The 21270-nt window shown below is 55.6% G+C and carries 18 protein-coding genes; 6 read left to right on the top strand and 12 right to left on the bottom strand.

Annotated elements, in window-relative coordinates:
* Nucleotide 1 precedes the first annotated feature (1 nt).
* Both BC440_RS04165 and BC440_RS04160 read right to left on the bottom strand, forming a co-directional pair.
* Nucleotides 2-586, bottom strand: coding sequence for a TRAP transporter small permease (locus BC440_RS04165; protein WP_223304984.1), 585 nt, complete (start codon nt 584-586; stop codon nt 2-4).
* A gap of 153 nt (nt 587-739) precedes the next feature.
* Entirely contained in the window at nt 740-2137 is a 1398-nt protein-coding gene (locus tag BC440_RS04160) for a PLP-dependent aminotransferase family protein (protein ID WP_007088940.1), read from the bottom strand.
* A 238-nt stretch (nt 2138-2375) separates the two neighbouring features.
* On the opposite strand from BC440_RS04160, the gene dctP reads away from it, so the two are divergent.
* Nucleotides 2376-3395 (top strand): TRAP transporter substrate-binding protein DctP, encoded by a 1020-nt coding sequence (dctP, locus tag BC440_RS04155; RefSeq protein ID WP_071239607.1) that lies wholly within the window; start codon nt 2376-2378, stop codon nt 3393-3395.
* Nucleotides 3396-3603: 208 nt separating this feature from the next.
* Here the strand turns inward: dctP and BC440_RS04150 are convergent, their stop codons facing one another.
* From BC440_RS04150 to BC440_RS04120, 7 genes are all read right to left on the bottom strand, one after another.
* Nucleotides 3604-5004 carry an aspartate aminotransferase family protein gene (locus BC440_RS04150; RefSeq protein WP_071239606.1) on the bottom strand — a complete coding sequence of 467 codons (1401 nt, stop codon included), beginning with the start codon at nt 5002-5004 and terminating at the stop codon, nt 3604-3606.
* 39 nt (nt 5005-5043) lie between these two features.
* On the bottom strand, nt 5044-6531 hold the full coding sequence (locus BC440_RS04145) for an NAD-dependent succinate-semialdehyde dehydrogenase (protein ID WP_071239605.1): 1488 nt from the start codon (nt 6529-6531) through the stop codon (nt 5044-5046).
* Nucleotides 6532-6709: 178 nt separating this feature from the next.
* The gene (locus BC440_RS04140; protein WP_071239604.1) at nt 6710-6958 is read right to left on the bottom strand and encodes a hypothetical protein; all 249 of its coding nucleotides are present in this window, start codon (nt 6956-6958) and stop codon (nt 6710-6712) included.
* Between the two features lie 26 nt (nt 6959-6984).
* The gene (locus BC440_RS04135) at nt 6985-10173 is read right to left on the bottom strand and encodes an ABC transporter transmembrane domain-containing protein (RefSeq protein WP_071239603.1); all 3189 of its coding nucleotides are present in this window, start codon (nt 10171-10173) and stop codon (nt 6985-6987) included.
* Between the two features lie 88 nt (nt 10174-10261).
* Nucleotides 10262-11041, bottom strand: coding sequence for an MBL fold metallo-hydrolase (locus BC440_RS04130; protein WP_071239602.1), 780 nt, complete (start codon nt 11039-11041; stop codon nt 10262-10264).
* A gap of 133 nt (nt 11042-11174) precedes the next feature.
* Nucleotides 11175-11990, bottom strand: coding sequence for an ion transporter (locus BC440_RS04125; RefSeq protein ID WP_071239601.1), 816 nt, complete (start codon nt 11988-11990; stop codon nt 11175-11177).
* A 130-nt stretch (nt 11991-12120) separates the two neighbouring features.
* The gene (locus BC440_RS04120; protein WP_007088932.1) at nt 12121-13077 is read right to left on the bottom strand and encodes an acetyl-CoA carboxylase carboxyltransferase subunit alpha; all 957 of its coding nucleotides are present in this window, start codon (nt 13075-13077) and stop codon (nt 12121-12123) included.
* 158 nt (nt 13078-13235) lie between these two features.
* Between BC440_RS04120 and BC440_RS04115 the strand changes: the two genes are divergently transcribed.
* Nucleotides 13236-13739, top strand: coding sequence for a GNAT family N-acetyltransferase (locus BC440_RS04115; RefSeq protein WP_071239600.1), 504 nt, complete (start codon nt 13236-13238; stop codon nt 13737-13739).
* Nucleotides 13740-13751: 12 nt separating this feature from the next.
* Here BC440_RS04115 and BC440_RS04110 read toward each other — a convergent pair whose 3' ends face one another.
* Nucleotides 13752-14117, bottom strand: a complete 366-nt coding sequence (locus BC440_RS04110; protein WP_071239599.1) for a helix-turn-helix domain-containing protein — start codon at nt 14115-14117, stop codon at nt 13752-13754.
* Between the two features lie 145 nt (nt 14118-14262).
* On the opposite strand from BC440_RS04110, the gene BC440_RS04105 reads away from it, so the two are divergent.
* Nucleotides 14263-15285: a zinc-binding alcohol dehydrogenase family protein gene (locus BC440_RS04105; RefSeq protein WP_071239598.1), complete on the top strand. Its 1023-nt coding sequence runs from the start codon at nt 14263-14265 to the stop codon at nt 15283-15285.
* Between the two features lie 71 nt (nt 15286-15356).
* Here the strand turns inward: BC440_RS04105 and BC440_RS04100 are convergent, their stop codons facing one another.
* On the bottom strand, nt 15357-16343 hold the full coding sequence (locus tag BC440_RS04100; RefSeq protein WP_071239597.1) for a CoA ester lyase: 987 nt from the start codon (nt 16341-16343) through the stop codon (nt 15357-15359).
* A 411-nt stretch (nt 16344-16754) separates the two neighbouring features.
* On the opposite strand from BC440_RS04100, the gene BC440_RS04095 reads away from it, so the two are divergent.
* Both BC440_RS04095 and BC440_RS23600 read left to right on the top strand, forming a co-directional pair.
* Entirely contained in the window at nt 16755-17915 is a 1161-nt protein-coding gene (locus BC440_RS04095) for a GGDEF domain-containing protein (RefSeq protein ID WP_071239596.1), read from the top strand.
* A gap of 151 nt (nt 17916-18066) precedes the next feature.
* Nucleotides 18067-19923 carry a calcium-binding protein gene (locus BC440_RS23600; RefSeq protein ID WP_071239595.1) on the top strand — a complete coding sequence of 619 codons (1857 nt, stop codon included), beginning with the start codon at nt 18067-18069 and terminating at the stop codon, nt 19921-19923.
* Between the two features lie 9 nt (nt 19924-19932).
* Here the strand turns inward: BC440_RS23600 and BC440_RS04085 are convergent, their stop codons facing one another.
* On the bottom strand, nt 19933-20457 hold the full coding sequence (locus BC440_RS04085) for a hypothetical protein (protein WP_037988153.1): 525 nt from the start codon (nt 20455-20457) through the stop codon (nt 19933-19935).
* 253 nt (nt 20458-20710) lie between these two features.
* Here BC440_RS04085 and BC440_RS04080 point away from each other — a divergent pair, with 253 nt between their 5' ends.
* On the top strand, nt 20711-21199 hold the full coding sequence (locus BC440_RS04080; protein ID WP_071239594.1) for a fasciclin domain-containing protein: 489 nt from the start codon (nt 20711-20713) through the stop codon (nt 21197-21199).
* Nucleotides 21200-21270 lie beyond the last annotated feature (71 nt).

The raw sequence follows: 21270 nt of genomic DNA, 5'->3' as shown, positions 1-21270 counted from the left end.
CTTACAGATGATGATCGTCAGCGTCGGAGAACGTATCTTCCACCCGGTAGGACAGATGCGTCCCCGGTCTGAAGATATTCGTTGCCGCGGCAAGTACGAACTGGATTCCCGTGACCGTCAGGCCAAAGGGTACGATGAGGACGGTGAAATAATAGGGGATGCGAAGGGCCGGTGTCAGGCGGTTCGACTGGATCAGGGATGAAACATAGCCGACGGAGTACCATGCCAGAAGAAACAGAAGGGCGGCTGTGCCCAGCGTGATGATGATCATCATGATCTTGCTGGCCTGCGGACCCAGCATATCGGTAAAGGCCGACATGCGAATGTGGCGACCCATGCGGGCGGCCTCGCTGATGCCGACAAACGTGACAAGAATGATCAGAAATTGATTGAGCTCTTCGGAAAAGAAGATGCTCGAACTGAAACCCAGACGCATGATCACATTGGCGACCGTGTTTACGGCCATGATCACGATGCTCCACCCCAGCAACTGACGCTCGACAACGGATAAACCGTCATCAAGCCGTTTCAGCACCGACAGCACCCCGCCTTGTGGCGAGGGAGCCTCCCCGTTAGAATCTGACATACGACCTCCATGATGCGCGTGCGAGACATTCTTGCTGAACGTTGTGTGTGGTTATTGGTTCCCTCCCACACGTTTCCTGTTCGCTTCGCGCCAGACAGTCAGAATAAAAACGGTTTGTGACGGTTCAATCAGATTTTTGTCATGACACAAAAATCAATACATAACGTCGAAGGCATGGACACCCGGCATCTGTTCCATCGTATGGCGGATCTGCATCAGCCCGTGATGCAGGGACGGGGTATCCACCGCCCCGCCGACACAAATCCGGATGGCATTCGGGCGGGGGACCTTGACCGTCATGAACGGGTCGGAAATCGTCACGGCAACGCCGTTTTTCCTCAGTTCTGATGCGAACCATTCTTCCTGCCAGTGATGCGGAATGCGCACCCAGGCGCTTAGCGATGTGGGATGATGGCGGACCACGGCATCCCCCAGTATTTCGGCAACAAGGGCCTGTCTTTCACGCATCAGGGCGCGTTGGACCGTTACCGCCTGATCAACGGTGCCATCAGTGATCCAGCGCGCGCCGATCTCGGCCATCAGGGGGGTGCCCATCCAGCCGGTGACTCGCAAAACACTGCTGGCACGGATCGACAGATGCTGTGGCACGACCAGAAAACCGGTACGAAGCCCCGGCATGACGATCTTGGTCAGGCTGGAAACATGGAAGCCCAGCCGCGGCAGGAAACTTGTGATCGGGGGCAGGTTCTGTTCCAGAAGCGGACGATACACATCGTCTTCGATGACGTAAACGCCGTAATGTTCGGCGATCTCGGCGATTCGTTTGCGCCGTTCCAGCCCCATCAGGCAGTTGGTCGGGTTGGTGTAGATCGGGGTCACGACAAGGGCGCGGATGTGGCGCGCACGGCATTCACGTTCAAACGCGTCGGGCAAAATGCCTTCGTCATCGGTTGGCAAGGCGCCCAGCTTGAAGCGAAGGATGCTGGCGGTGCCAATGACACCATGATCGGTCAGGCTTTCGGTCAGTACGACATCGTCGGGCTGAACCACGGTGGCAAGGGCGGTAAAGACCCCCTGTGCCGCGCCATTGGTGATCAGGATGTTGGGAAGTTCGGCCGAAATTCCCATCGATGCCAGCCATTTGCTGCCGATTTCGCGGTGGTATTCGAACCCTGCGACCGGGCGGCAGCTTTCCATCCAGTTGTGATGGGTTTCCTCGGCCAGTTTGCCGTGAATCTGGCGCGACAGATCATTGTGGAAATCGGTATAGGCCGTGCGCACAATCGACAGGTCGATCAGATCGGGCTGGCGGTTATCAAGGATGAAGGTCGATGCGCGATCTGTCAGGCGTGCCTGAACGAATGTACCGCGACGTCGTTCCGACCTGAGATAACCCTGCCGTTCTACTTCCTTATAGGCGGCACTGACGGTTTGCACGCTGACATGCAGCCGATAGGCCAGTTCACGATGGGTCGGCATGCGGACATCATGGCGAAGGCGTCCTGCCTCGATATCGGTGATGATCGCTTCGACGAGGGCCTTGTATTTCGGTCCCGTATCGCCGCTCAGGTCAATATTTGGCAGCCACATCCTGTTGATTTCCAGCCTTTTCTACCCTTGTGCCCCCTTGGGGGTTTTTCCAACCCTAACATGACCTGAGGGTTAATGTGTAGACGTCAATGTTATTTTGTCATGATACAAAACTAACATTGACCTGATGCAGGAACATTTCAACACTTTGCGCGTTCATAACATTGATGTGCCAACTAATCGCCGCCGATTAAGGGTTAGATCCCGGTCGTCGCGGCACAATAAGGGAGACTTCGATATGAGTTTGAACAAGCTCTTCAAGGCGACCCTGTCTGCCGCCGCAATCTTTGCGGTTGCCGGGACAGCCGCCCAAGCCGAAGAATGGAAATTTGCGCATGAAGAAAGCCCGGGCGATGTGCAGGACCTGTATGCACAGGAATTCAAGCGCCTGGTCGAGGAAAAAACCAACGGTGATGTGACGGTTACCGTCTACACCTATGGCCAGTTGGGTACCGAAAACGACATTACCGAACTGACGACGGCGGGGGCTGTCCAGTTCTCGAACGCGTCGCCGGGCCATCTGGGCACCTTCGTTCCGGAAATTCAGGTTTTCGGCGTTCCCTACCTGCTGTCGCAGGATAACGAGGTGAACAAGGAAGTCCTGTCGAGCAGCCCGACGATCTATGACGGTCTGTCGAAGGATTTTGAGTCCAAGGGTCTTAAGCTTTATACCATGTATCCCGAAGGCGAGATGGTCTGGACCACCAAGAAAAAGGTGACCCAGCCGTCCGAATTTGACGGGGTGAAATTCCGCGTCATGACGTCGCCGATCCTGATCGAAAGCTATGAGTCCTTCGGTGCCGATCCGGTGGCGTTGCCCTGGGGTGAAGTTTATTCCGGTCTTCAGACCAGCGTTATCGATGCGCAGGTCAACCCGATCTTCTTCATCGAAAGTGCGAAATTCTATGAAGTTACCGACTATCTGATCTATGCCGGTCAGCAGCAATATACCACCACCGTGGTATCGAATGCCGCCTTCTATGAAGGTCTGTCTGACGAGCGCAAGGATATGCTCAAGGAAGTCAAATCGGAACTTGATGACTTCATCTACGAAGCCCAGGAAAAGGCAAATGCCGAGGCACTTGATCGCATCAAGAAAGCCAAGCCGGAAATCGAAGTCATTCGTCTGAATGATGAACAGCGCGCGGCATTCAAAAAGGCGTCGGCCGGTATCGGTGACAGCCTTGTCAGCGAAGTCGGTGGTGACACCGAAGAAGTGCTGAAAGCGCTCCGCAAGGAATTCGGCACCGAGATGTAATCATCTCTGACCGCAATTTCCCCTTCGCGGGATGATATCGGAAACCCCTGCCATGTTGGCCGCAGGGGTTTCTTCTTGTCTGCTTGGTAGAGGCAGGTGTCGAAAAAAAGATTTTGTACTGACAAAAAACAGAGGCCGGCATGGGTCCGGCCTCTGTGGTGCACCCGGTCGTCATAAACAAGACCGGGTGGGGATGGTGTGAGACGGGTTACTTGCCGCTTGCGACCTCGTTAGCAACCGCATCGACGGCCTGTTTGGCGATGTCGATGACCTTGTCGATTTCGGCCTTGGTGATGCAAAGCGGCGGGGCAAAGCCCAGGATATCGCCATGCGGCATGGCGCGCGCAATCATGCCGCGTTCAAGGCAGGCGGCCGATACGCGCGGACCGATTTTCGCATTCGGATCGAACCGTTCCTTTTTGGTTTTATCGGCGACAAATTCCAGTGCGGCCATCAGGCCGACACCGCGCGCCTCGCCAACCAGCGGATGCTCGTTAAAGGTTTCGCGCAGGCGTTTCTGGAAATAGCCCCCGGTATCGGCCGCATTGCCGGTCAGGTTTTCACCATCGACAATATCAAGGTTGGCATTGGCGGCAGCCGCACAGACCGGATGGGCGGAATAGGTCCAGCCATGGCCGATCGGCCCCATCTGATCCGACCCCTGTTCCAGAACCTTCCAGACGCGTTCGCCAATGATGACACCCGACAGCGGCAGGTAGCCCGATGTGACACCCTTGGCAATCGTGATCAGGTCGGGCTTCATGCCGTAATGGTGCGACCCGAAATAGGACCCGGTACGGCCAAAGGCGGTCACAACCTCGTCGGCGACCAGAAGAACATCATATTTGTTCAGCACCTTCTGGATCGCGTCCCAGTATCCTTCGGGCGGGGTGATGATGCCGCCCGTACCCATGACCGGTTCGCCGATGAAGGCGGCAACGGTTTCCGGGCCTTCGCGCAGGATAAGTTTTTCAAGATCATCGGCACAGCGTTTGGCGAATTCGGCCTCTGTCTCGCCCGCGTCGGCATTCCAGTAGTGATGCGGGCAGGTGGTGTGCAGGATTGGCGCGCGTGGTAGGTCAAACGCGTTGTGGAAGGCGGCCAGACCCGTAAGGCTGCCGGTCATGATGCCCGAACCATGGTAACCACGCCAGCGCGAGATGATTTTCTTCTTCTGCGGCAGGCCGCGGATATTGTTGTAATACCAGATCAGTTTGATGTTGGTTTCGTTCGCATCCGACCCCGACATGCCGTAATAGACGCGCTGCATGCCTTCGGGGGCGGATTTGACGATGCGATCCGACAGGCGGATGACCGGCTCGTTCCCGTGCCCGACATAGGTGTGGTAATAGGCCAGTTCCTTGGCCTGGGCGTAAATCGCATCGGCGATTTCAGTACGGCCATAACCAACATTCACACAGTAAAGACCGGCGAAGGCATCAAGCGATTCCTTGCCTTCGGTATCATGGATATAGATGCCCTTGCCGCCATTGATGATGCGGTTGGGGGTTTCGCCCGCCGCGTGCTGGCGCATGTGGGTCGAGGGATGCATGAAATGGGCGCGATCCATTTCCTGCAGATCGGCGGTGGTGTTTTTGATGACATTCATTTTGCTTCTCCCATGTGAATGCGGTGGCTGCTGCGCATGTTACTGTTTGAACGCGGCGCAGACATATTTGAGTTCTGTGAATTCTTCGAGGCCGTGGCGCGACCCTTCGCGGCCAAGGCCGGATTGCTTGACCCCGCCAAACGGGACCGGTGCGCCGGTGATTTTCACGCAGTTCAGTGCGACCATGCCGTATTCAAGTGCATTCGAAACACGCGCGGCGCGATCATGATCCCCGGTATAGACATAGGCTGCCAGACCATATTCGCTATCATTGGCGCGGCTGATGACTTCTTCTTCGGTATCGAACGGGATGACCGGGGCAACCGGGCCAAAGGTTTCCTCGTGATAGATTTTCATATCTTCGGTCACATCGGCCAGAAGGGTCGGGGCATAGAACAGCCCGCCCATTTTCTTGCCACCGGTCAGAACGCGGGCACCCTTGGCGCGGGCATCTGCAACATGTTCATCGCATTTGGCAACCGCACGATCATGCATGAGCGGACCGATTTCGGTGGTGTCATCAAGCCCGTTGCCAACGCGCAGTTCGCCGATTGCCTTGGCATATTTGTCAAGGAACGCATCATAGATATCACGATGGACAAAGATGCGGTTCGCCGCAAGGCAATCCTGCCCGCTGGTGGCGAATTTGGCCCCGACCGCGTGATTGACCGCGTCATCCAGATCGACATCGGGGAACAGGATGAACGGCGCATGTCCGCCCAGTTCCATCGACATCTTTTTGACGGTTTGCGCACCCTGCGACAGCAGCAGTCGGCCGACTTCGGTCGAGCCGGTAAAGGACAGTGCGCGCACAACCGGGTTGCCGCAAAGTTCGCCGACAACCGGATTGGGATCGCCGGTCACGACGTTAAAGACACCGGCCGGGATACCGGCCCGTTCGGCCAGTTCGGCAAGGGCGGTGGCCGAAAATGGCGTTTCGGTCGCCGGGCGGACAATCATGGTGCAACCGGCTGCCAGTGCGGCGGCGGCCTTGCGTGTGATCATCGCACACGGGAAGTTCCACGGTGTTACCGCAGCGGTGACGCCAACCGGTTCGCGTTTGACACTCATATTCCGGCCGGGCAGGTGGGATGAGATGTTTTCGACATTCACCCGTTTGGCTTCTTCGGCGAAGAATTCGATGAAGCTTGCGGCATAATCAATCTCGCCACGGGATTCCGAAATCGGTTTGCCCTGTTCAAGTGTCATCAGAAGGGCCAGGTCTTCCTTGTTTTCGATCAGAAGATCAAACCAGCGGCGTAGACGCGCGGCGCGATCCTGCGGCAGAAGGGCGGCCCATGCCGGAAAGGCCGCATGGGCTGCGGCAATGGCGTTACGGGTTTCGGCAATGCCCATATTGGGCACGGTTCCAAGAAACGCACCGTCGAACGGATTGGTGACTTCGATAACCTGACGGTTGTCGGCCGAGCACCAGCGCCCGTCAATATAAGCGTGTTCGCGCAGAAGCCGAAGATCAGACAGCTGGCTTAACGACACGCAGCGCTGTTCTTTGAGTTGTGCCGTCATGAAAACCTCCTTGAAACAAGGCCGCGCCTTTTGGCGTCAGCCCCTGTTTTGTTGAACTGCCAGCAGGCTATCAACAAGCTGGCAGAGGAGGTCTCCGAACTCGATGCGATTTGATGCGGTTTTTTTGGCAAGCCCCGGTCGAAAGCAGATGTTTTTTCTGCCGGGGCTGTGCGGATATTCAATCGTCGGCGTTATCTTTGAGAAAAGCGCGCATTTCGCGGCGTTCGCGCCGTTTCTCGATGACGGTACGGATGATGATCACGGCAAAGAACAGCGCAACGATGCTGGTGGACATCGGAAAGGCGACCGGGATGCCGATGATAAAGACAATGGCACCCAAAAGCCCACCGCCGATCATCGCCGCCATTCCGCCAAGCAAGGCGATGGCGAAAACGGCGGCGATGATGATGGAGGCAAGCTTGTTCATAAAAGGTCCGGTCGAGTGTAATTCACTCAGCCACTGCGGCTGGTAAGCTGTTTGGTGGTAACATCAACACGGTGGGCCAGAACGCGGATCAGCTGAACGGCAACCGCCTGGTCCTGTCGGACAAGGCCAAGGAACTCGTTTTTATCGAGTTTCAGGACCGTCATTTCCTCGACCGCGCGAATGGTTGCGGAACGCGGTGCATCGACCAGAAGGGCGATTTCACCAATGACTTCCTTGGGTTCGACATCGCGAAGCTTGATGGTTTGGGCTTCGTCGGTCGTCAGCCAGATTTCACCGCGCCCGGAAATCACGATAAAGGCCGCATCCCCCGGGTCGCCCTGTTTGACCAGAACCTCGCCGCGTTTGAAGGTCAGACGCGGGCTGGTAAAGGCCAGCAGCTTGATCACGCTGGGGTCAAGGCCGGCAAACAGCGGAATGGTCCGAAGCAGTCGGACTTCCTGTTCGATGCTGCCATCATTTGCATCAGATGCGGTTTCGGCGACTTCGTCTTCGGCCTGTTCGGCGGTGGCACCGTCGATTGCATGGCTTTGGCGTTTAACGATTTTGCCGTTCGCCATATGCAGATAGGTTCCGAAACGCTGGCTGTCGGTTTCATCACCATCAACCCAGATTACACTGCGATGTTCGGATTGCCCGGTCAGCCAGTCAATGACCTGTTCGCGTGTTTCACGGTCCAATGCCGAAAGGGCTTCGTCCACAACCATCAGATCGGGATTCTTGATCAGGGCACGGACCAGCGCGATTTTCTGACGCAGGCTTTGTGAAACGCGGCTGCCGCCGACACCAACCTGACTATCAAGGCCAAGTGTGACAAGCGCTTCGTAAAGGCCGCCTTCATGGGCGATTTCAAACAGCACTTCGCCAACACGTTCTTCGGAATTTGCACGGCCATAGGCAAAACGACCGAACAGAAGGTTGTCGATGACGGGGGCCGCAGCGGCATATTCATCTACCTTGAAGAAGTCGATCATGTCCGCCAGATCGTCGGGCAGTTTGCCATAGAATTTCGGACGCGCTTTGAGGACCAGCTGGCGGAATTCGTCATCAATGACGCGCAAACGATGGCGTGCCGGGGTCAGGTTCATGGCGACGTCAAGAAGGCGTAGCTTGTCCTCGGCGCGCATATCCGTGATCGCGACCCCGTCGGTGCGTTTCAGCATGTTTTTGACCTCGGGCAGTTCGTCGGCCGAGATAAAGCTGTAACGGTCAAAGAATTCGTGTCCGGGCGGCAGGCCGGTAAACAGTTCGACCATCAGATCAAGCGTATCGCGGCCCATGCTGATCATGACGTCGTAAAGCCCGGTTTCGCGCAGGGCTTCCTGCATATAGGGATGCGACAGAAATGCCGTGCGTTCGAAATCGGATCGGGCCGGGGCACCAAACAGAATGTTGACGCCGACCGGTGCGTTGTCATTGTAAAGATCAATATCATAGGGTTCGACCAGATCGGACAGGCCACGTTCGGCAAGGATTTCCTTGAGTTTCGGGCGGGCCGTCAGAACGGCTTCGACCAGATCCGGGCGTTCTTTCGGATCAATGCGGCGTTGCAGGCCGATGCGGTAAATATCGCGGTCAAGCTGCACGACTTCAAGCAGGCGCATCAGTTCGGCCTTCAATTCATCAATCGAATTGAAGCCCGGACCGATATAGTCGATCCATTCTGCCGCCGGGTCATAGGGGATATTACCGGACCGCTTGATTTCGTCGTACATCTCGTCGGTCAGACGCCACGGCAGATCGGTCGGATCGGTCAGTTCGATATGGTCGACAAATTTCGGCAGCGGCAGTTTCAGGTTTTCGTCATCGCCGTCACCGTCTTTTTCATCGCCGGTTTTGATAGCAAGGATCGGACGGTGTTTCAGGCCATAAAACAGGTTGTCGGCGATGGTGCCGTTAAACAGATAGGCGTCATTACCGATATAGGCCAGACGTTGCCCGAATGTGGATGCCGGAAGGTCTTCGGCATTGCGGTCGCTGAACTGGATGCGGCCACCGGTCGGGGTCAGTAACCGCGCGATCAGGCGGGCCAGTTGTGATTTTCCGCTGTCAGCCGAGCCGGTCAGAAGGGCCGAGCCCGGCAAGGGCATGTTGAACGACACATTTTCAACAACCCGGGTGCCGTCATCATCGACCCATGACAGGGCCGCGACATCAAGCGGTCCGGGCAGGCGTTCGGATTTCGGCGCGATCAGTTCGTGTTCACGGCCAAGATCAGGCAGTTCGAACTGTTCGTGAAGCTGTTCATATTTGATCCGCGCATCGGCAAGGCGCTGGTAATAGGCCAGAAGCTCTTTCCAGGGGGCCGACATATCCTTGTAGGCGGCAAGGGCCGCGACCAGCGCGCCGAAGCTGAGGTCGCCCATGATCACCAGATAACCACCAATCGAATAGAAGAAGAACGGCGTGATCTGGGCGATGAAGTTGTTCAGGAACTTGATAAAGAATTTGCGGAAATAGATTTCCTTGCGGATTTCAAAAATCCGGCCCATCCGCTGGGTGAAATGGGTCAGCTCGAAACCCTGCGTTTCATGGGCGCGGATATCGGTCGCACCGGCAACGACTTCGCCGATGTGTTCAGACATGCGGCGCACATTCTGCACGCGCTGTTTGCCAAGCTGGTTCACGCGGCGTTGCAGTTTCGGGATCAGGTAGCCCTGCAACGGATAAAACGAAATTGCCGCCAGCCCCATCAACGGGTCCTGAATAAAGATAAAGGCGGTGATCGTGACCAGAATACCGCCCTGATAAAGCGGCAGCGAAAACGCTTCGCCAAAGAAACCGCCAAGCGGTTCTGCTTCGGCGGTGATCATGGAAACGATTTCGCCCTGGCTGGTTTTACGGAAATGCGGCAGCGGAAAACGCAGGACCCGTTCAAACAGGGTATAGCGCAACCGGCGCAAAAGCCGTTCGGACATCACGCCGACATAGACGTTGATGAAATATTTGAATCCGCCATTGATGAAGACCAGCGCGAGAAAGATACCAGACAGGGTGAACAGATATTCGATCTGGTTCAGTTCGATGCCAAGAACATCATAAGGTTCGCCAGCGCCGCCGATTGCCTGGTTGACGATCAGCTTTGGCAAATCCAGCGAGTAATACAGAAATGGAAAGGAGATCACCGTGACCAAAGTCAGGATAATCTGCTGTAAGCTGCTGTGTTGCCAGATATAGGCAAAAACCGACTTTGGCATTCACGGGTCCCGTATTCTTGTCGGAACGGATTTTTTTACCCGTTCCTATTGCTCGTTTTGATGCAGAATGTACCCGGCCTTTAAGGCTTTAGCCAAGTTCGAAACTTTGACCCGGTTCAACAAAGCCGCAAAAGCCGTCAGAAACCGCATCGGGCTTTGGATAGGCCTGATAGTGATAGAGCCACATTTTGGCTTTGATATCGGCAGGAAGGGTCACAAGCTGTTCGTAATGGGCATGAACGCCTGAATGGCGGGGACCAAGTTCGCAGTCCTGAAAAATGATATCTGCTTTCTGGTACAGCGGCATATGGGCATCAGGATTGAAAATCGCATCTGTCGTCAGGAAGAAGCTTTGTTTTTTTCCATGCCCGAACAGCGCGTAGGAAAGCATCGTCCCCTGGGACGTCACGATATGTTCAACCGGGATGACATCAAAATGCACGTCCTGCCAGTCAAACCCCTTGGCCGGGCTGAGTTCATTGACCTTGAAATAGGATGACAGGCTGTTGTTGCCCTGATCGCTGATCTGAAGTCCGCCGCGCAGGCTGTGTTCCCAAAGCGGTTCAAGCAGGTCGTGAACGGCAAACAGTTTGGCTTGGTGGCCTTCGAAAATGAAATAATTGGCCAGTGCCATCCATTCCAGACCGCCAATATGATCCGAATGCAGATGGCTGATATAAACAGCATCAAAGTCATTGGGCATATAGCCCAGATTGCGCAGCGAGTGCCGTGCATCTGAACCACAGTCAATCAACATGCGTGTCGGTTGGTCACTGCCGGGCTGAACTGCTTCCAGAACCATATTGCTCTGGAAATTGTCAGCCGCCATGCAGAATGCCGAACCTGTCCCCGCAAACGTAAGCTTCATTCCCCGATCTCCCGACATTTTGACGAAAGATTAGACGAGGTTTGGGGCAAAGAACCACCCCCTTTGATGGGGAAATGCTAATTTTCCGGATAAAAGCAGCGGGCTGACCCGCGGTTCAGCAAGGTATAGCGCGCTATTCGCCGGGTTGGCGAACCGTTTCAATGTCCTTTTTGCCATCGGCCAGACGGGTGACTTCGGCACGCAATTCCCGCAATTCCCGCAGGATTTCGTGATGATCAAGGCCGAGTTCAGTGCGAGTCTGCGTTTCTTCGACGTCAACATGGGTGGCCATGGCATCGACGACGATGGCAATGAACAGGTTCAGAACGGCAAAGGTGGTGACCAGGATGAAAGGCACGAAAAATAGCCACGCCAGCGGATAGATTTCCATAACCGGGCGGACGATTCCCATCGACCAGCTTTCGAGCGTCATGATCTGGAACAGGGAATAAAGCGACGCGCCGATGGTGCCAAACCATTCGGGGAAGCCCGATCCGAACAGCTTGGTCGCCATGACGGCAGACACATAAAACACCAGCAACAGCAGGGTCAGGACCGACACCATACCGGGAATGGCCTTCATCAGGGCTTCGACGACCTTGCGCATCGAGGGTACTGTCGAAATCAGGCGGAAGGCACGCAGGATTCGAAGGGCACGCAATACCGATACGCCCTGCCCCATCGGCAGCAGGGTGATGGCGACAATGGTAAAATCAAAGATGTTCCATGATCGCCGGAAAAAGCCCAGCCGATACACGGCCAGTTTCATCAGAAGTTCGATGACGAAAATCGCGACCGCGATCTGATCAAGCAGATGCAGGATCGATCCGGCGGCATTCATGACGGTTTGGGAAGTTTCAAGTCCGAGAATGATCGCGTTGATCGCAATGACCGCAGTGATGAAATTCTGGAACTTTGAAGATTCGACGATCCGGCGCAGCGTTTCCATTAAACCCTCCCGGTGGGTACCGGTTCAAAAGGCGCGGCAGCCGGGGTTTTCACCGACGGGCGGGACTGCGCCGGAAAGAAAACACGAACAGGGCGCAGACCAGACTTGCTGACGACTGCGCCCTGCGAAATCAGTTCAGACCGTGACGGCCCATATCAAGGAACTTGTCACGACGGCGCGCCTTGAGCACACCGCCTTCGACATTGTCCATGGCTTCAAGTGCTTTGACGATTGCGGTGCCAACCCGTTTGCAGGCATCGACCGGCGAACGTTGTGCACCACCCAGCGGTTCGGTAATGATTTCATCAATCACACCTAGCTGGTGAAGGTCCTGTGCGGTCAGGCGAAGGGCTTCGGCCGCCGTTTTGGCTTCGTCACCCGAACGCCACAGGATCGAGGCGCAGCCTTCCGGCGAGATCACGGAATAGATCGAGTTTTCAAGCATCATGACCGAGTTTGCGACCGCAAGTGCGATGGCACCGCCCGATCCTCCTTCGCCGATAATGACCGAAATCAGCGGAACCTTGATATCAAGGCAGGCTTCGATTGACCGTGCGATGGCTTCGGACTGTCCGCGCGCCTCGGCATCGGCACCGGGGAAGGCACCGGCCGTATCAACCAGTGTGATAACCGGAATGCCAAAACGTTCGGCCATGCGCATCAGGCGGATCGCCTTGCGATAGCCTTCTGGTTTGGCCATGCCGAAATTGTGCTTTACGCGGGATTCGGTATCGCGGCCCTTTTCATGACCGATCACCATGACGCTGCGCCCCTGCAGGCGGGCCAGACCACCAATGATGGCTTCGTCTTCGCCAAACAGACGGTCACCGGCAAGCGGGGTGAAACCCTCGAACAGGTGGGCGACGTAATCGGTGAAATGCGGGCGATCAGGATGACGGGCAACCTGCGTTTTCTGCCATGCGGTCAGCTTGCCATAGGTGCTTTGCAGCAGCTTGGTCAGCTTGTCCTGCAGGCGTGCGACCTCGTCGGCGATGTTGACTTCATCATTGCCGGTCAGGTGGCGCAATTCTTCGATCTTGCCTTCGAGTTCGGCGATCGGCTTTTCAAAATCCAGAAAGTTATGCATCAGGGCATCATATCCGGCTGGGAAACAATGAGGCGGAACATAGTTGATCAACCCGTCACGTCAAGGGTTGAGGTCCGATAGGCATATAAATTCCATCCTTGCACGAATTATATCGTATATTTCGCGCTGCACAGTGACAGTTTTGCACGCGGAAATCCATGACGTCCAGTATCGAGATCACATCGCCCAGCGATCCCGCCCTTGTTCCGTTCGACCGGCTTGTTGAAATCCTGCTGGCGGCATTTGCCTTTCAGGACGATATCGTCGATCCGCCAAGTTCGGCAAAATCGGTCAATATTGCCGAACTTCAATGGCGATTTGCCCGTGATACGCTGTTTCTGGCCCATGATTCAGCGGGGCGTGTCATTGGCCAGGCCTGGATCGAGGATGTTGGCAAAGACGCCTATCTTTATAAATTGTCGGTTGATCCGTCCATTCAGGGCGGCGGCATTGGCAAGGCACTGGTCGAGGCGGCCTGCGCCCATGCCGAAAAGGCGGGCAAGGCAAACATGCGGCTCCACGTTCGGGTTGAACTGACCGGTAATATTGCCTTTTTCAAGTCGCGCGGCTTTGAAATCGCCGGTGAAGGCGTTCACGACGGTTATGATCGCACGACATTCTGGAAAATGGCGCGGCCTTTACAGATGGCGAAATCGGCCTGATCCAACCGGCAGTCAGGCGACGTCTGCTTCGGGCCTGACTGCGAAATAAGGCACGTGGCTTTCCCCCCAGTCCTTTAGCGCGAGGATGATCTGGCGAAGCGTTTCGCCCTTTGCGGTCAGGCTGTATTCCACGCGCGGTGGGACTTCGGCATAGACTTCGCGGTGGATCAGGTCGTCGGCCTCCAGCTCGCGCAGTTGGCGGGTCAGCATGCGCTGTGTCACGCCGGGCATCAGACGACGCAATTCATTGAACCGTTTTGTCCCGTCCAGCAGATGGAACAGGACGACGCCTTTCCATTTGCCACCAATCACGTCCAGCGCCCCTTCGACCGGGCAACCGGGGCTGCGATCCGGGGGGCAATCAAATGTCGATGCCATCAAATGGCTCCTTTAATCCACTGAAACCGCCAATAGTATACAAAGTGATACTATTGGTCCAAATTGTGCGTACTTACCGTGAAGGGCATTATGCGCTAGGTCTGGTGCATTCGCAATTCAAACCTTTGATCAAAAGGATGCCACGATGAAAGCAATCGGACTTTATAAAGCCGCCCCCGTCGAGATGGACGGGTTGTTCAGTGAAATCGATATGGAAACTCCAAAGGCCGAAGGCCGGGATATTCTGGTTCGGGTCAAGGGTATTGCCGTCAACCCGGTTGATTTCAAGGTCCGCCGTGGCAAGGCGGATGACGGCAATTTCAAAATCCTTGGCTGGGACGCGGCCGGTGTCGTTGAAGCTGTTGGCGAGGATGTCACCCTGTTTCGCCCGGGTGATGAGGTCTGGTATGCCGGGGATGTTACCCGGTCGGGCAGCAATACTCAGTTCCAGCTTGTCGATGAACGCATCGTTGCGCCAAAACCCAAGTCGCTGGGCTTTGCTGATGCGGCGGCATTGCCATTGACTGCTATTACGGCATGGGAAGCCCTGTTTGACCGTATGATGATTGATCGCAATGCCAAGGATGCCAATGCGGGCAAGACACTTCTGGTGATTGGCGGTGCAGGCGGGGTTGGCTCGATTGCGATCCAGCTTGGCAAACTGGCCGGTTTGACCGTTATCGCGACCGCATCGCGCCCGGAAACCATCGATTGGGTCAAAGATCTTGGTGCCGATCAGGTGATCAACCACCGCAATCCGTTGAATGACGAGCTGAAGGCAATTGGCATTACCCATGTCGATTACATTCTGTGCACGTCGGAAACCGATCAGTATTTCGATGTGATGGCTGAAATCATCACCCCGCAAGGCCGGATCGCAACGATTACCGAAGCCAAGGAAAGCCACAATGTCGATCTGCTGAAGGCGAAATCGGCCAGCTTTTCCTATGAATTCATGTTTACCCGTTCGATGTTCCAGACCCCGGACATGATCGAACAGCACAAATTGCTGGCGACCGTGGCCGATCTGATCGATGCCGGAACCCTGAAAAATACCGCAAATGAAAGTTTCGGAGCCTTAACACCCGAAAGCCTGCGCAAGGCGCATGCGTTGCTGGAATCCGGCAAGGCCATTGGCAAGATCACCTTTGAGGGCATCGCGGATTAACCTTTTGCGGTTGCCATAAAAACAAAGGGGTGCCGGGCGGCACCCCTTATTGTTTGGCAGAGTGTAATGATTTATCCCGCGTCGCGTGCGGCAATGGCTTCGGCCTGTTTGACCATGACTTCGGCCTGTTTGATGGATGCGATATCGATCAGTCGGCCATCAAGGGCGACGGCACCGGCACCTTCGGCCTGTGCCTTGGTCATGGCTTCAAGGATGCGTTTGGCTATGGTGACCTCGGCCTCGGACGGGGAATAGACATCGTTGGCAAGGGTGATCTGGCTGGGATGAATGGCCCATTTGCCTTCGCAGCCCAGCACCATGGCGCGTGCGGCTTGGGCGCGATAGCCATCCGGGTCGGAAAAATCGCCAAACGGGCCGTCAATCGGGCGCAGGCCATTGGCGCGTGCGGCAACAACCATGCGGGCAATGGCGTAATGCCACATATCGCCCCAGTGATAATCGCGCGGATTGTCGCCGTCCTTGTCGGTCAGAACGCCATAATGCGGGTTCGGGCCGCCGATGCCGGTCGTCATGGCCTTGGTCGAGGCGGCGTAATCGGCAACCCCGAAATGCAGGCTTTCATTGCGTTTGGAGGCACCGGCAATTTCGTGGATATTCTGCATGCCAAGGGCGGTTTCAATGATCAGTTCGAACCCGATGCGTTTTTTGCGGCCTTTGGCGGCCTCGATCTGGGTTGCCATCATATCAAGCGCATAAACATCGGCGGCCGTGCCGACCTTTGGGATCATGATCAGGTCAAGCCGGTCACCGGCCTGTTCGAGCACATCGACGACATCGCGATACATATAATGTGTATCAAGACCATTGATGCGGACCGAGAGCACCTTGTCGCCCCAGTCGATGTCATTGATCGCGGCAATGATGTTCTTGCGCGCCTGTTCCTTGTCGCTTGGCGCGACCGCGTCTTCAAGATCAAGGAAGATCGCATCGGCCTTTGATCTGGCGGCCTTTTCAAACAATTCGATACGGCTGCCCGGAACGGCCAGTTCGGACCGGTTCAGACGTGCTGGTGCCGGGGTCGGTGTGGTGAAGCTCATGGTAACGTCTCTCCAAAGCCTGTCATTCTGGAAGGATCGGCCTGTTTGTGTTTGGGCCAAGCTTCCGGCGTTAAATGCTTTTGTCCCGTTTTCGGGATCGTACCGTGGCCGCCGTGACAGAATTCTGCGCCTGCGATCATTGTGCGCCGCAGTGAGATAGAGCGAATTTGATCCAATTTATGGTGCGCATGCTAACAGATGCAAGCCATTTTGCGCACACGACCATCGTCTGATGCCAACCGGAAGGCAACCCTGATGCGGGTCTGTCCGACTGGATTAGAAAAAACGCAGAAACAAGGCATAAAGCAATGGCCCGTTAAGGGTGCAGTGGTTAGATTACCCGGAATATTGCGGATCGGCTGTGCCCGTTTCCGTATCCTTGGGGGAATTTCAGGCAGAACCACACCGCCCATGCGTCGCGCTTATTCCATTCTTGTCTCTGCCGGGCTGGCACCCTTTCTGATTTTGGGGGCTTGCCTTGTGCTTGCGCTTTCACCGGGGTTGGTGCCGGGTGAACTGGCAGGGCTTGTGCGATATGGCCCCTTTATTCTGGCCCTTCTGGGCGGTGCGATCGGCTGGTGGTTTAACCGCGGGCGGGCGGTTTTCGTCATGATCCTGCTTCTGGTCTGCTACTGGTTGCTGGTGGGAAATGGCGGCGGATTTTCAGCCGATGGTTTGGCATTCCTGCGCATTGCGACGCTTTATCTGATCCCAGTTAATCTGCTGGTTCTGGGATTTACCGCAGAACGCGGGGTTCTTAATCCACGCGGTATTGCGCGGATGCTGGTGCTGGGATTGCAGCTTTTTGTCATGCTGATGCTGGCCGGCAAGGCCGATGTCGGGGCGGCCCTTTATCAGGTCCTTAATTACCGGCTGATCGATATCGGAAGTTTCATGGCCGACATGCCGCAACCGGCCCTTATCCTGTCGATCCTGTCGGTCGGTATTCTGCTTGCACTGCATCGCCCGCTTGAAACCAGCTTTGCCGCCGCGATCATTGCTATTGCGGTGGCAACTGTCATGGGCCCCGGTTTTATCAAGTTCGGTTATCTGGCGGCAACCGGTGTGGTTCTGGCCGGGTTGGCACAGGAAGCCTGGCGGATGGCATTTGTCGATGATCTGACCGGATTGCCCGGACGCCGTGCGCTGGGCCATGCCTTGGCCGAACTTGGCAGCCAATATGCGATTGCCATGCTTGATGTCGATCATTTCAAGAAATTCAACGATACCTATGGCCATGATGTCGGTGACATCGTGCTGCGCAAGGTTTCCCGCGAACTGGCGCGCGTTGGCGGCGGAGGCAAGGCGTTCCGCTATGGCGGCGAAGAATTTACCGTTGTTTTTGCCGGACGGAGTGCTGAAAAAGCCCACGAGCCGCTTGAAGCCCTTCGCAAGCGGATTGCCGCAACCAGAATTACCCCGCCCGACAAAAACAAGACGGTTTCCGTGACAATTTCGGTTGGTCTTTCGGAACGTGACGAGGATGTTGACGATCCGTGGGCGGTGCTGAAACAGGCAGACGAAAAACTTTATGCCGCCAAGCAGGCAGGGCGTAACCGGGTTGCGGTTTAAGGGCGTCGATGGTGTGGCGTTGTGCCATTACTGGCAGAAAACCTGCATTTCCGGTTGAAAATCGAACTATATTTTAGGTTTTATTTTCCTTTTTAGAATCACCCATAGGGCGTACCGTTGAGTCGTTTCATTCAACGACAGGAGGCCTTCCATGGCACGGATCATCGGTACAAACGAAGACGACGTGTTGAACCATACCTCTCGTGGTCGTGACATTATTTATGGGCTGGATGGTGATGATGAAATCCATTTCAGCCAGTCAGACACGGTGATCGGTGGAGCCGGGGCCGACAGCTTTTTCGTCAGTGGGCGATCTGACGATTACGTATTGTCCTATGCGACGTCGCGCGAACCGCTAACCTTCAAATTCTACAATAACGAAGATGCCCCGTCTGGCGAACAGGTGGCCGAGCTTGACGTCAGTGGTGGTGATGCGGATGGCGATCAGCTGATTGTTGGAGAGTATGGCGACCATATCTCCCAGAAGCTGGGCGTGATTGGTACTGACGGAGACGATTATTTTGAAGGAGAAATAAGTGCGGTCGAAGGTGGCGGCGGTGCCGATACCATCAACTTTGATTTCCGCGATATTTTTCCCTCTTCCTATTCCCGCTATGCGCCGACTGTTGCCTATGGCAGTTCGCCCGAAGCCATTTACTTCGATCAGGACAGCATGAAGGGTTATGGCGGGGATGCAGAGGGGGACAGAATTTCCTTTGCGGATGATAGCGAGCTTCGCGATCTGAACATACGCGGATCAAATCATGATGACCTGCTGATTGGTGGGGAGGAGCGCGGTGGCACCCTGTTTGGCGCGGGGGGCGATGATCTGATGATCGGTCGCGGTGGTGACAATACAATGGTCGGCGATACCGGCAATGACACCCTGATGGGAAATGATGGTGATGACCACCTGACAGGCGGCCGAGGGGCCGATTTCCTTGATGGCGGCAGCGGGCAGGACACGATCAGCTATCAGACGTCTGCCGAGGCTGTGCATATTGATCTTGGCGCGGGCATTGCCGAAGGTGGGGATGCCAACGGGGATGTCCTGATTGATGTCGAGGGCATTTTCGGAACCAGCCATCGCGATCTTTTGATCGGTGACGATCAGGACAACCATATTGATGGCTATTTTGGATATGACACCATCTATGGCAAGGGCGGTGATGACACGCTAACCGGGGCGACGGCCTATGGTGGTGACGGCAACGATACCCTTTCTGGCACGGAATATGGCCAGCCTGATCGCGACTACCTTTACGGTGATGCCGGTGATGACACCATTCTGGGTAATGAAGGCGGCGATTATCTATATGGCGGCGAGGGCAATGACACGGTTCTGGCCGGTGAGGTGTATTATGATGATGATCTCTTTCCGCCGGACGGCACCCATGCCGATGGCGGAGACGGAGATGACATTGTCAAAGGCCACAATGCGGACGACTTTCTTTATGGCGGCGCCGGGAATGACCTTATCGAAGGTGGTATGGGTGACGACGCAATGTATGGCAACGATGGTCAGGACATCATGCGCGGGGATCACGGCGATGATCAGTTAGTGGCGGGTGCTGGTCGCGACCTTCTGGAAGGTGGCCGCGGCGCGGACCGGATGTTCGGGCAAGACGGGCATGATGTCCTGCGCGGGGATTATGGCGAAGACGCGCTGTTTGGCGGGGATGGCAATGATCTTCTGACCGGCGGTGCATCGTCGGACAATTTCGTCTGGGTCCGGTTCGAAGGCGGGGCGGAACGCGATCGCATTACCGATTTCGACCCAGGCGAAAATGGTGACAGGCTTTTGCTGGGCAAGACATTCCAGGAAAAAAGCGGCATCGATGATTTTGATGATTTCATCAATCACGCCGAACAGAACGACACAGGTGTTTATGTCGATTTCAGTGGTGGTCGACATTATAGCTATGGCGTTCAGATCGACGGGATCGAGATCGGCGATCTGGTTGAAGGCAATGTGGCCTTTGATGTCGATGATTACGGAAGCTTGTAAGCCGCGACGCTATTTCAGTTCTTCAAACCGGAACAGCATGCGCATTGACCCGGCGGTGTTGGCAAGCGTTGCCAGACAGGCAGCCGCACGGTCGGCCGGGATGGCAACCGCAAAGCGTGTTGTATAGATGCGCGCATCTTTTTCATCGGTTGCCGATGCCGCCAGTTGCACGATATTGGCGTTGAATTCGATGAAAATTTCCGACAGTCGGGCGATCAGGCCGGGTTGATCAATGCCGGAACATTCAATCATGTGCGTGGCCCCCGGTGCGCGGGTCAGAAGCGGGGCGGGCTGAATTTCTTCGACTGTGATTTCGGCCTGTTCCATCGGCAGTTCACAAAGGGCTGCCTCGCATTCGGTGATCGGGCAGGTGTCGGGCAATTCGCAGGTGGTGACAAAATTCGCGCGCCCCTGATCGAGCACAAAGCTGGTCGGCCCCAGATTGGCACCGATATCAAACAGACGACCGGATATATCCGATACCAAACCGACACGATCAGTGCAGGAAATGGTGATGCGCGTGTTGGCATTCATGCTTGGGGCTCCTTGAGGCGATCATAAGATGGCATCAAGCATAGCATTCCTTGCCGTTTCCGGGCACCGGCTTTTTCCCGTTTTCAAGACGCACAATCGATGCTGTACGCAGGACGGCCCTGTGTGGATGTCGGGCGGTCATCACAATTAAATGATGGATCAGAATGGATCCGTTGGGTGCGAAGGGTGCGTACGGATTTCGACAGCACAAATGTCGGGAACATCCGACGACATATGGACAGGAGTTCGAAACATGACTGCTTTTAAGAAAACCGTGATCGCAACCGTTACCGCCGCGGCACTCGCATTGGCAACCCTTCCGGCAAAGGCCGCCGACATCGTGGATACAGCTGTATCTGCCGGGTCCTTTAAGACGCTTGTTGCCGCGGTTCAGGCCGCCGGGCTTGTCGAAACCCTTAAAGGTGAAGGGCCCTTTACCGTTTTCGCGCCGACCGATGATGCGTTTGCCAAGCTGCCAGCAGGAACTGTCGACGACCTTCTGAAACCGGAAAACAAGGAAAAGCTGGTGGCCATCCTGACCTATCATGTGGTGCCGGGCAAGGTTATGTCGACGGACATCGCGGGCAAGGAAATGGAAGTTGCCAGCGTTCAGGGCGACACCATTGATGTAAATGCGACCAGTGGTGTCATGGTTGACGATGCAACGGTAACCCAGGCCGATATCGAGGCCGATAACGGCGTTATTCACGTTATCGATACCGTCATCATGCCGGGTATGTAATCGGCCAGCATATATTTGCGCAAAAAAGTCAGGCCCGGACGGGATCGTCCGGGCCTTTGTGTATTATGTCG

The sequence above is a fragment of the Thalassospira sp. MIT1004 genome, assembly GCF_001858545.1.
GTDB classification, from domain to species: domain Bacteria; phylum Pseudomonadota; class Alphaproteobacteria; order Rhodospirillales; family Thalassospiraceae; genus Thalassospira; species Thalassospira xiamenensis.
This window is presented reverse-complemented; position numbering and strand designations above follow the sequence as displayed.

Coding starts and splice junctions, on each gene's coding strand:
- BC440_RS04165 (WP_223304984.1), bottom strand. CDS start 586: ATGTCAGATTCTAACGGGGAGGCTCCCTCGCCACAAGGCGGGGTGCTG.
- BC440_RS04135 (WP_071239603.1), bottom strand. CDS start 10,173: ATGCCAAAGTCGGTTTTTGCCTATATCTGGCAACACAGCAGCTTACAG.
- BC440_RS04080 (WP_071239594.1), top strand. CDS start 20,711: ATGACTGCTTTTAAGAAAACCGTGATCGCAACCGTTACCGCCGCGGCA.
- BC440_RS04160 (WP_007088940.1), bottom strand. CDS start 2,137: ATGTGGCTGCCAAATATTGACCTGAGCGGCGATACGGGACCGAAATAC.
- BC440_RS04095 (WP_071239596.1), top strand. CDS start 16,755: ATGCGTCGCGCTTATTCCATTCTTGTCTCTGCCGGGCTGGCACCCTTT.
- BC440_RS04130 (WP_071239602.1), bottom strand. CDS start 11,041: ATGAAGCTTACGTTTGCGGGGACAGGTTCGGCATTCTGCATGGCGGCT.
- BC440_RS04150 (WP_071239606.1), bottom strand. CDS start 5,004: ATGAATGTCATCAAAAACACCACCGCCGATCTGCAGGAAATGGATCGC.
- BC440_RS04100 (WP_071239597.1), bottom strand. CDS start 16,343: ATGAGCTTCACCACACCGACCCCGGCACCAGCACGTCTGAACCGGTCC.
- BC440_RS04125 (WP_071239601.1), bottom strand. CDS start 11,990: ATGGAAACGCTGCGCCGGATCGTCGAATCTTCAAAGTTCCAGAATTTC.
- BC440_RS04105 (WP_071239598.1), top strand. CDS start 14,263: ATGAAAGCAATCGGACTTTATAAAGCCGCCCCCGTCGAGATGGACGGG.
- dctP (WP_071239607.1), top strand. CDS start 2,376: ATGAGTTTGAACAAGCTCTTCAAGGCGACCCTGTCTGCCGCCGCAATC.
- BC440_RS04120 (WP_007088932.1), bottom strand. CDS start 13,077: ATGCATAACTTTCTGGATTTTGAAAAGCCGATCGCCGAACTCGAAGGC.
- BC440_RS23600 (WP_071239595.1), top strand. CDS start 18,067: ATGGCACGGATCATCGGTACAAACGAAGACGACGTGTTGAACCATACC.
- BC440_RS04085 (WP_037988153.1), bottom strand. CDS start 20,457: ATGAATGCCAACACGCGCATCACCATTTCCTGCACTGATCGTGTCGGT.
- BC440_RS04140 (WP_071239604.1), bottom strand. CDS start 6,958: ATGAACAAGCTTGCCTCCATCATCATCGCCGCCGTTTTCGCCATCGCC.
- BC440_RS04115 (WP_071239600.1), top strand. CDS start 13,236: ATGACGTCCAGTATCGAGATCACATCGCCCAGCGATCCCGCCCTTGTT.
- BC440_RS04145 (WP_071239605.1), bottom strand. CDS start 6,531: ATGACGGCACAACTCAAAGAACAGCGCTGCGTGTCGTTAAGCCAGCTG.
- BC440_RS04110 (WP_071239599.1), bottom strand. CDS start 14,117: ATGGCATCGACATTTGATTGCCCCCCGGATCGCAGCCCCGGTTGCCCG.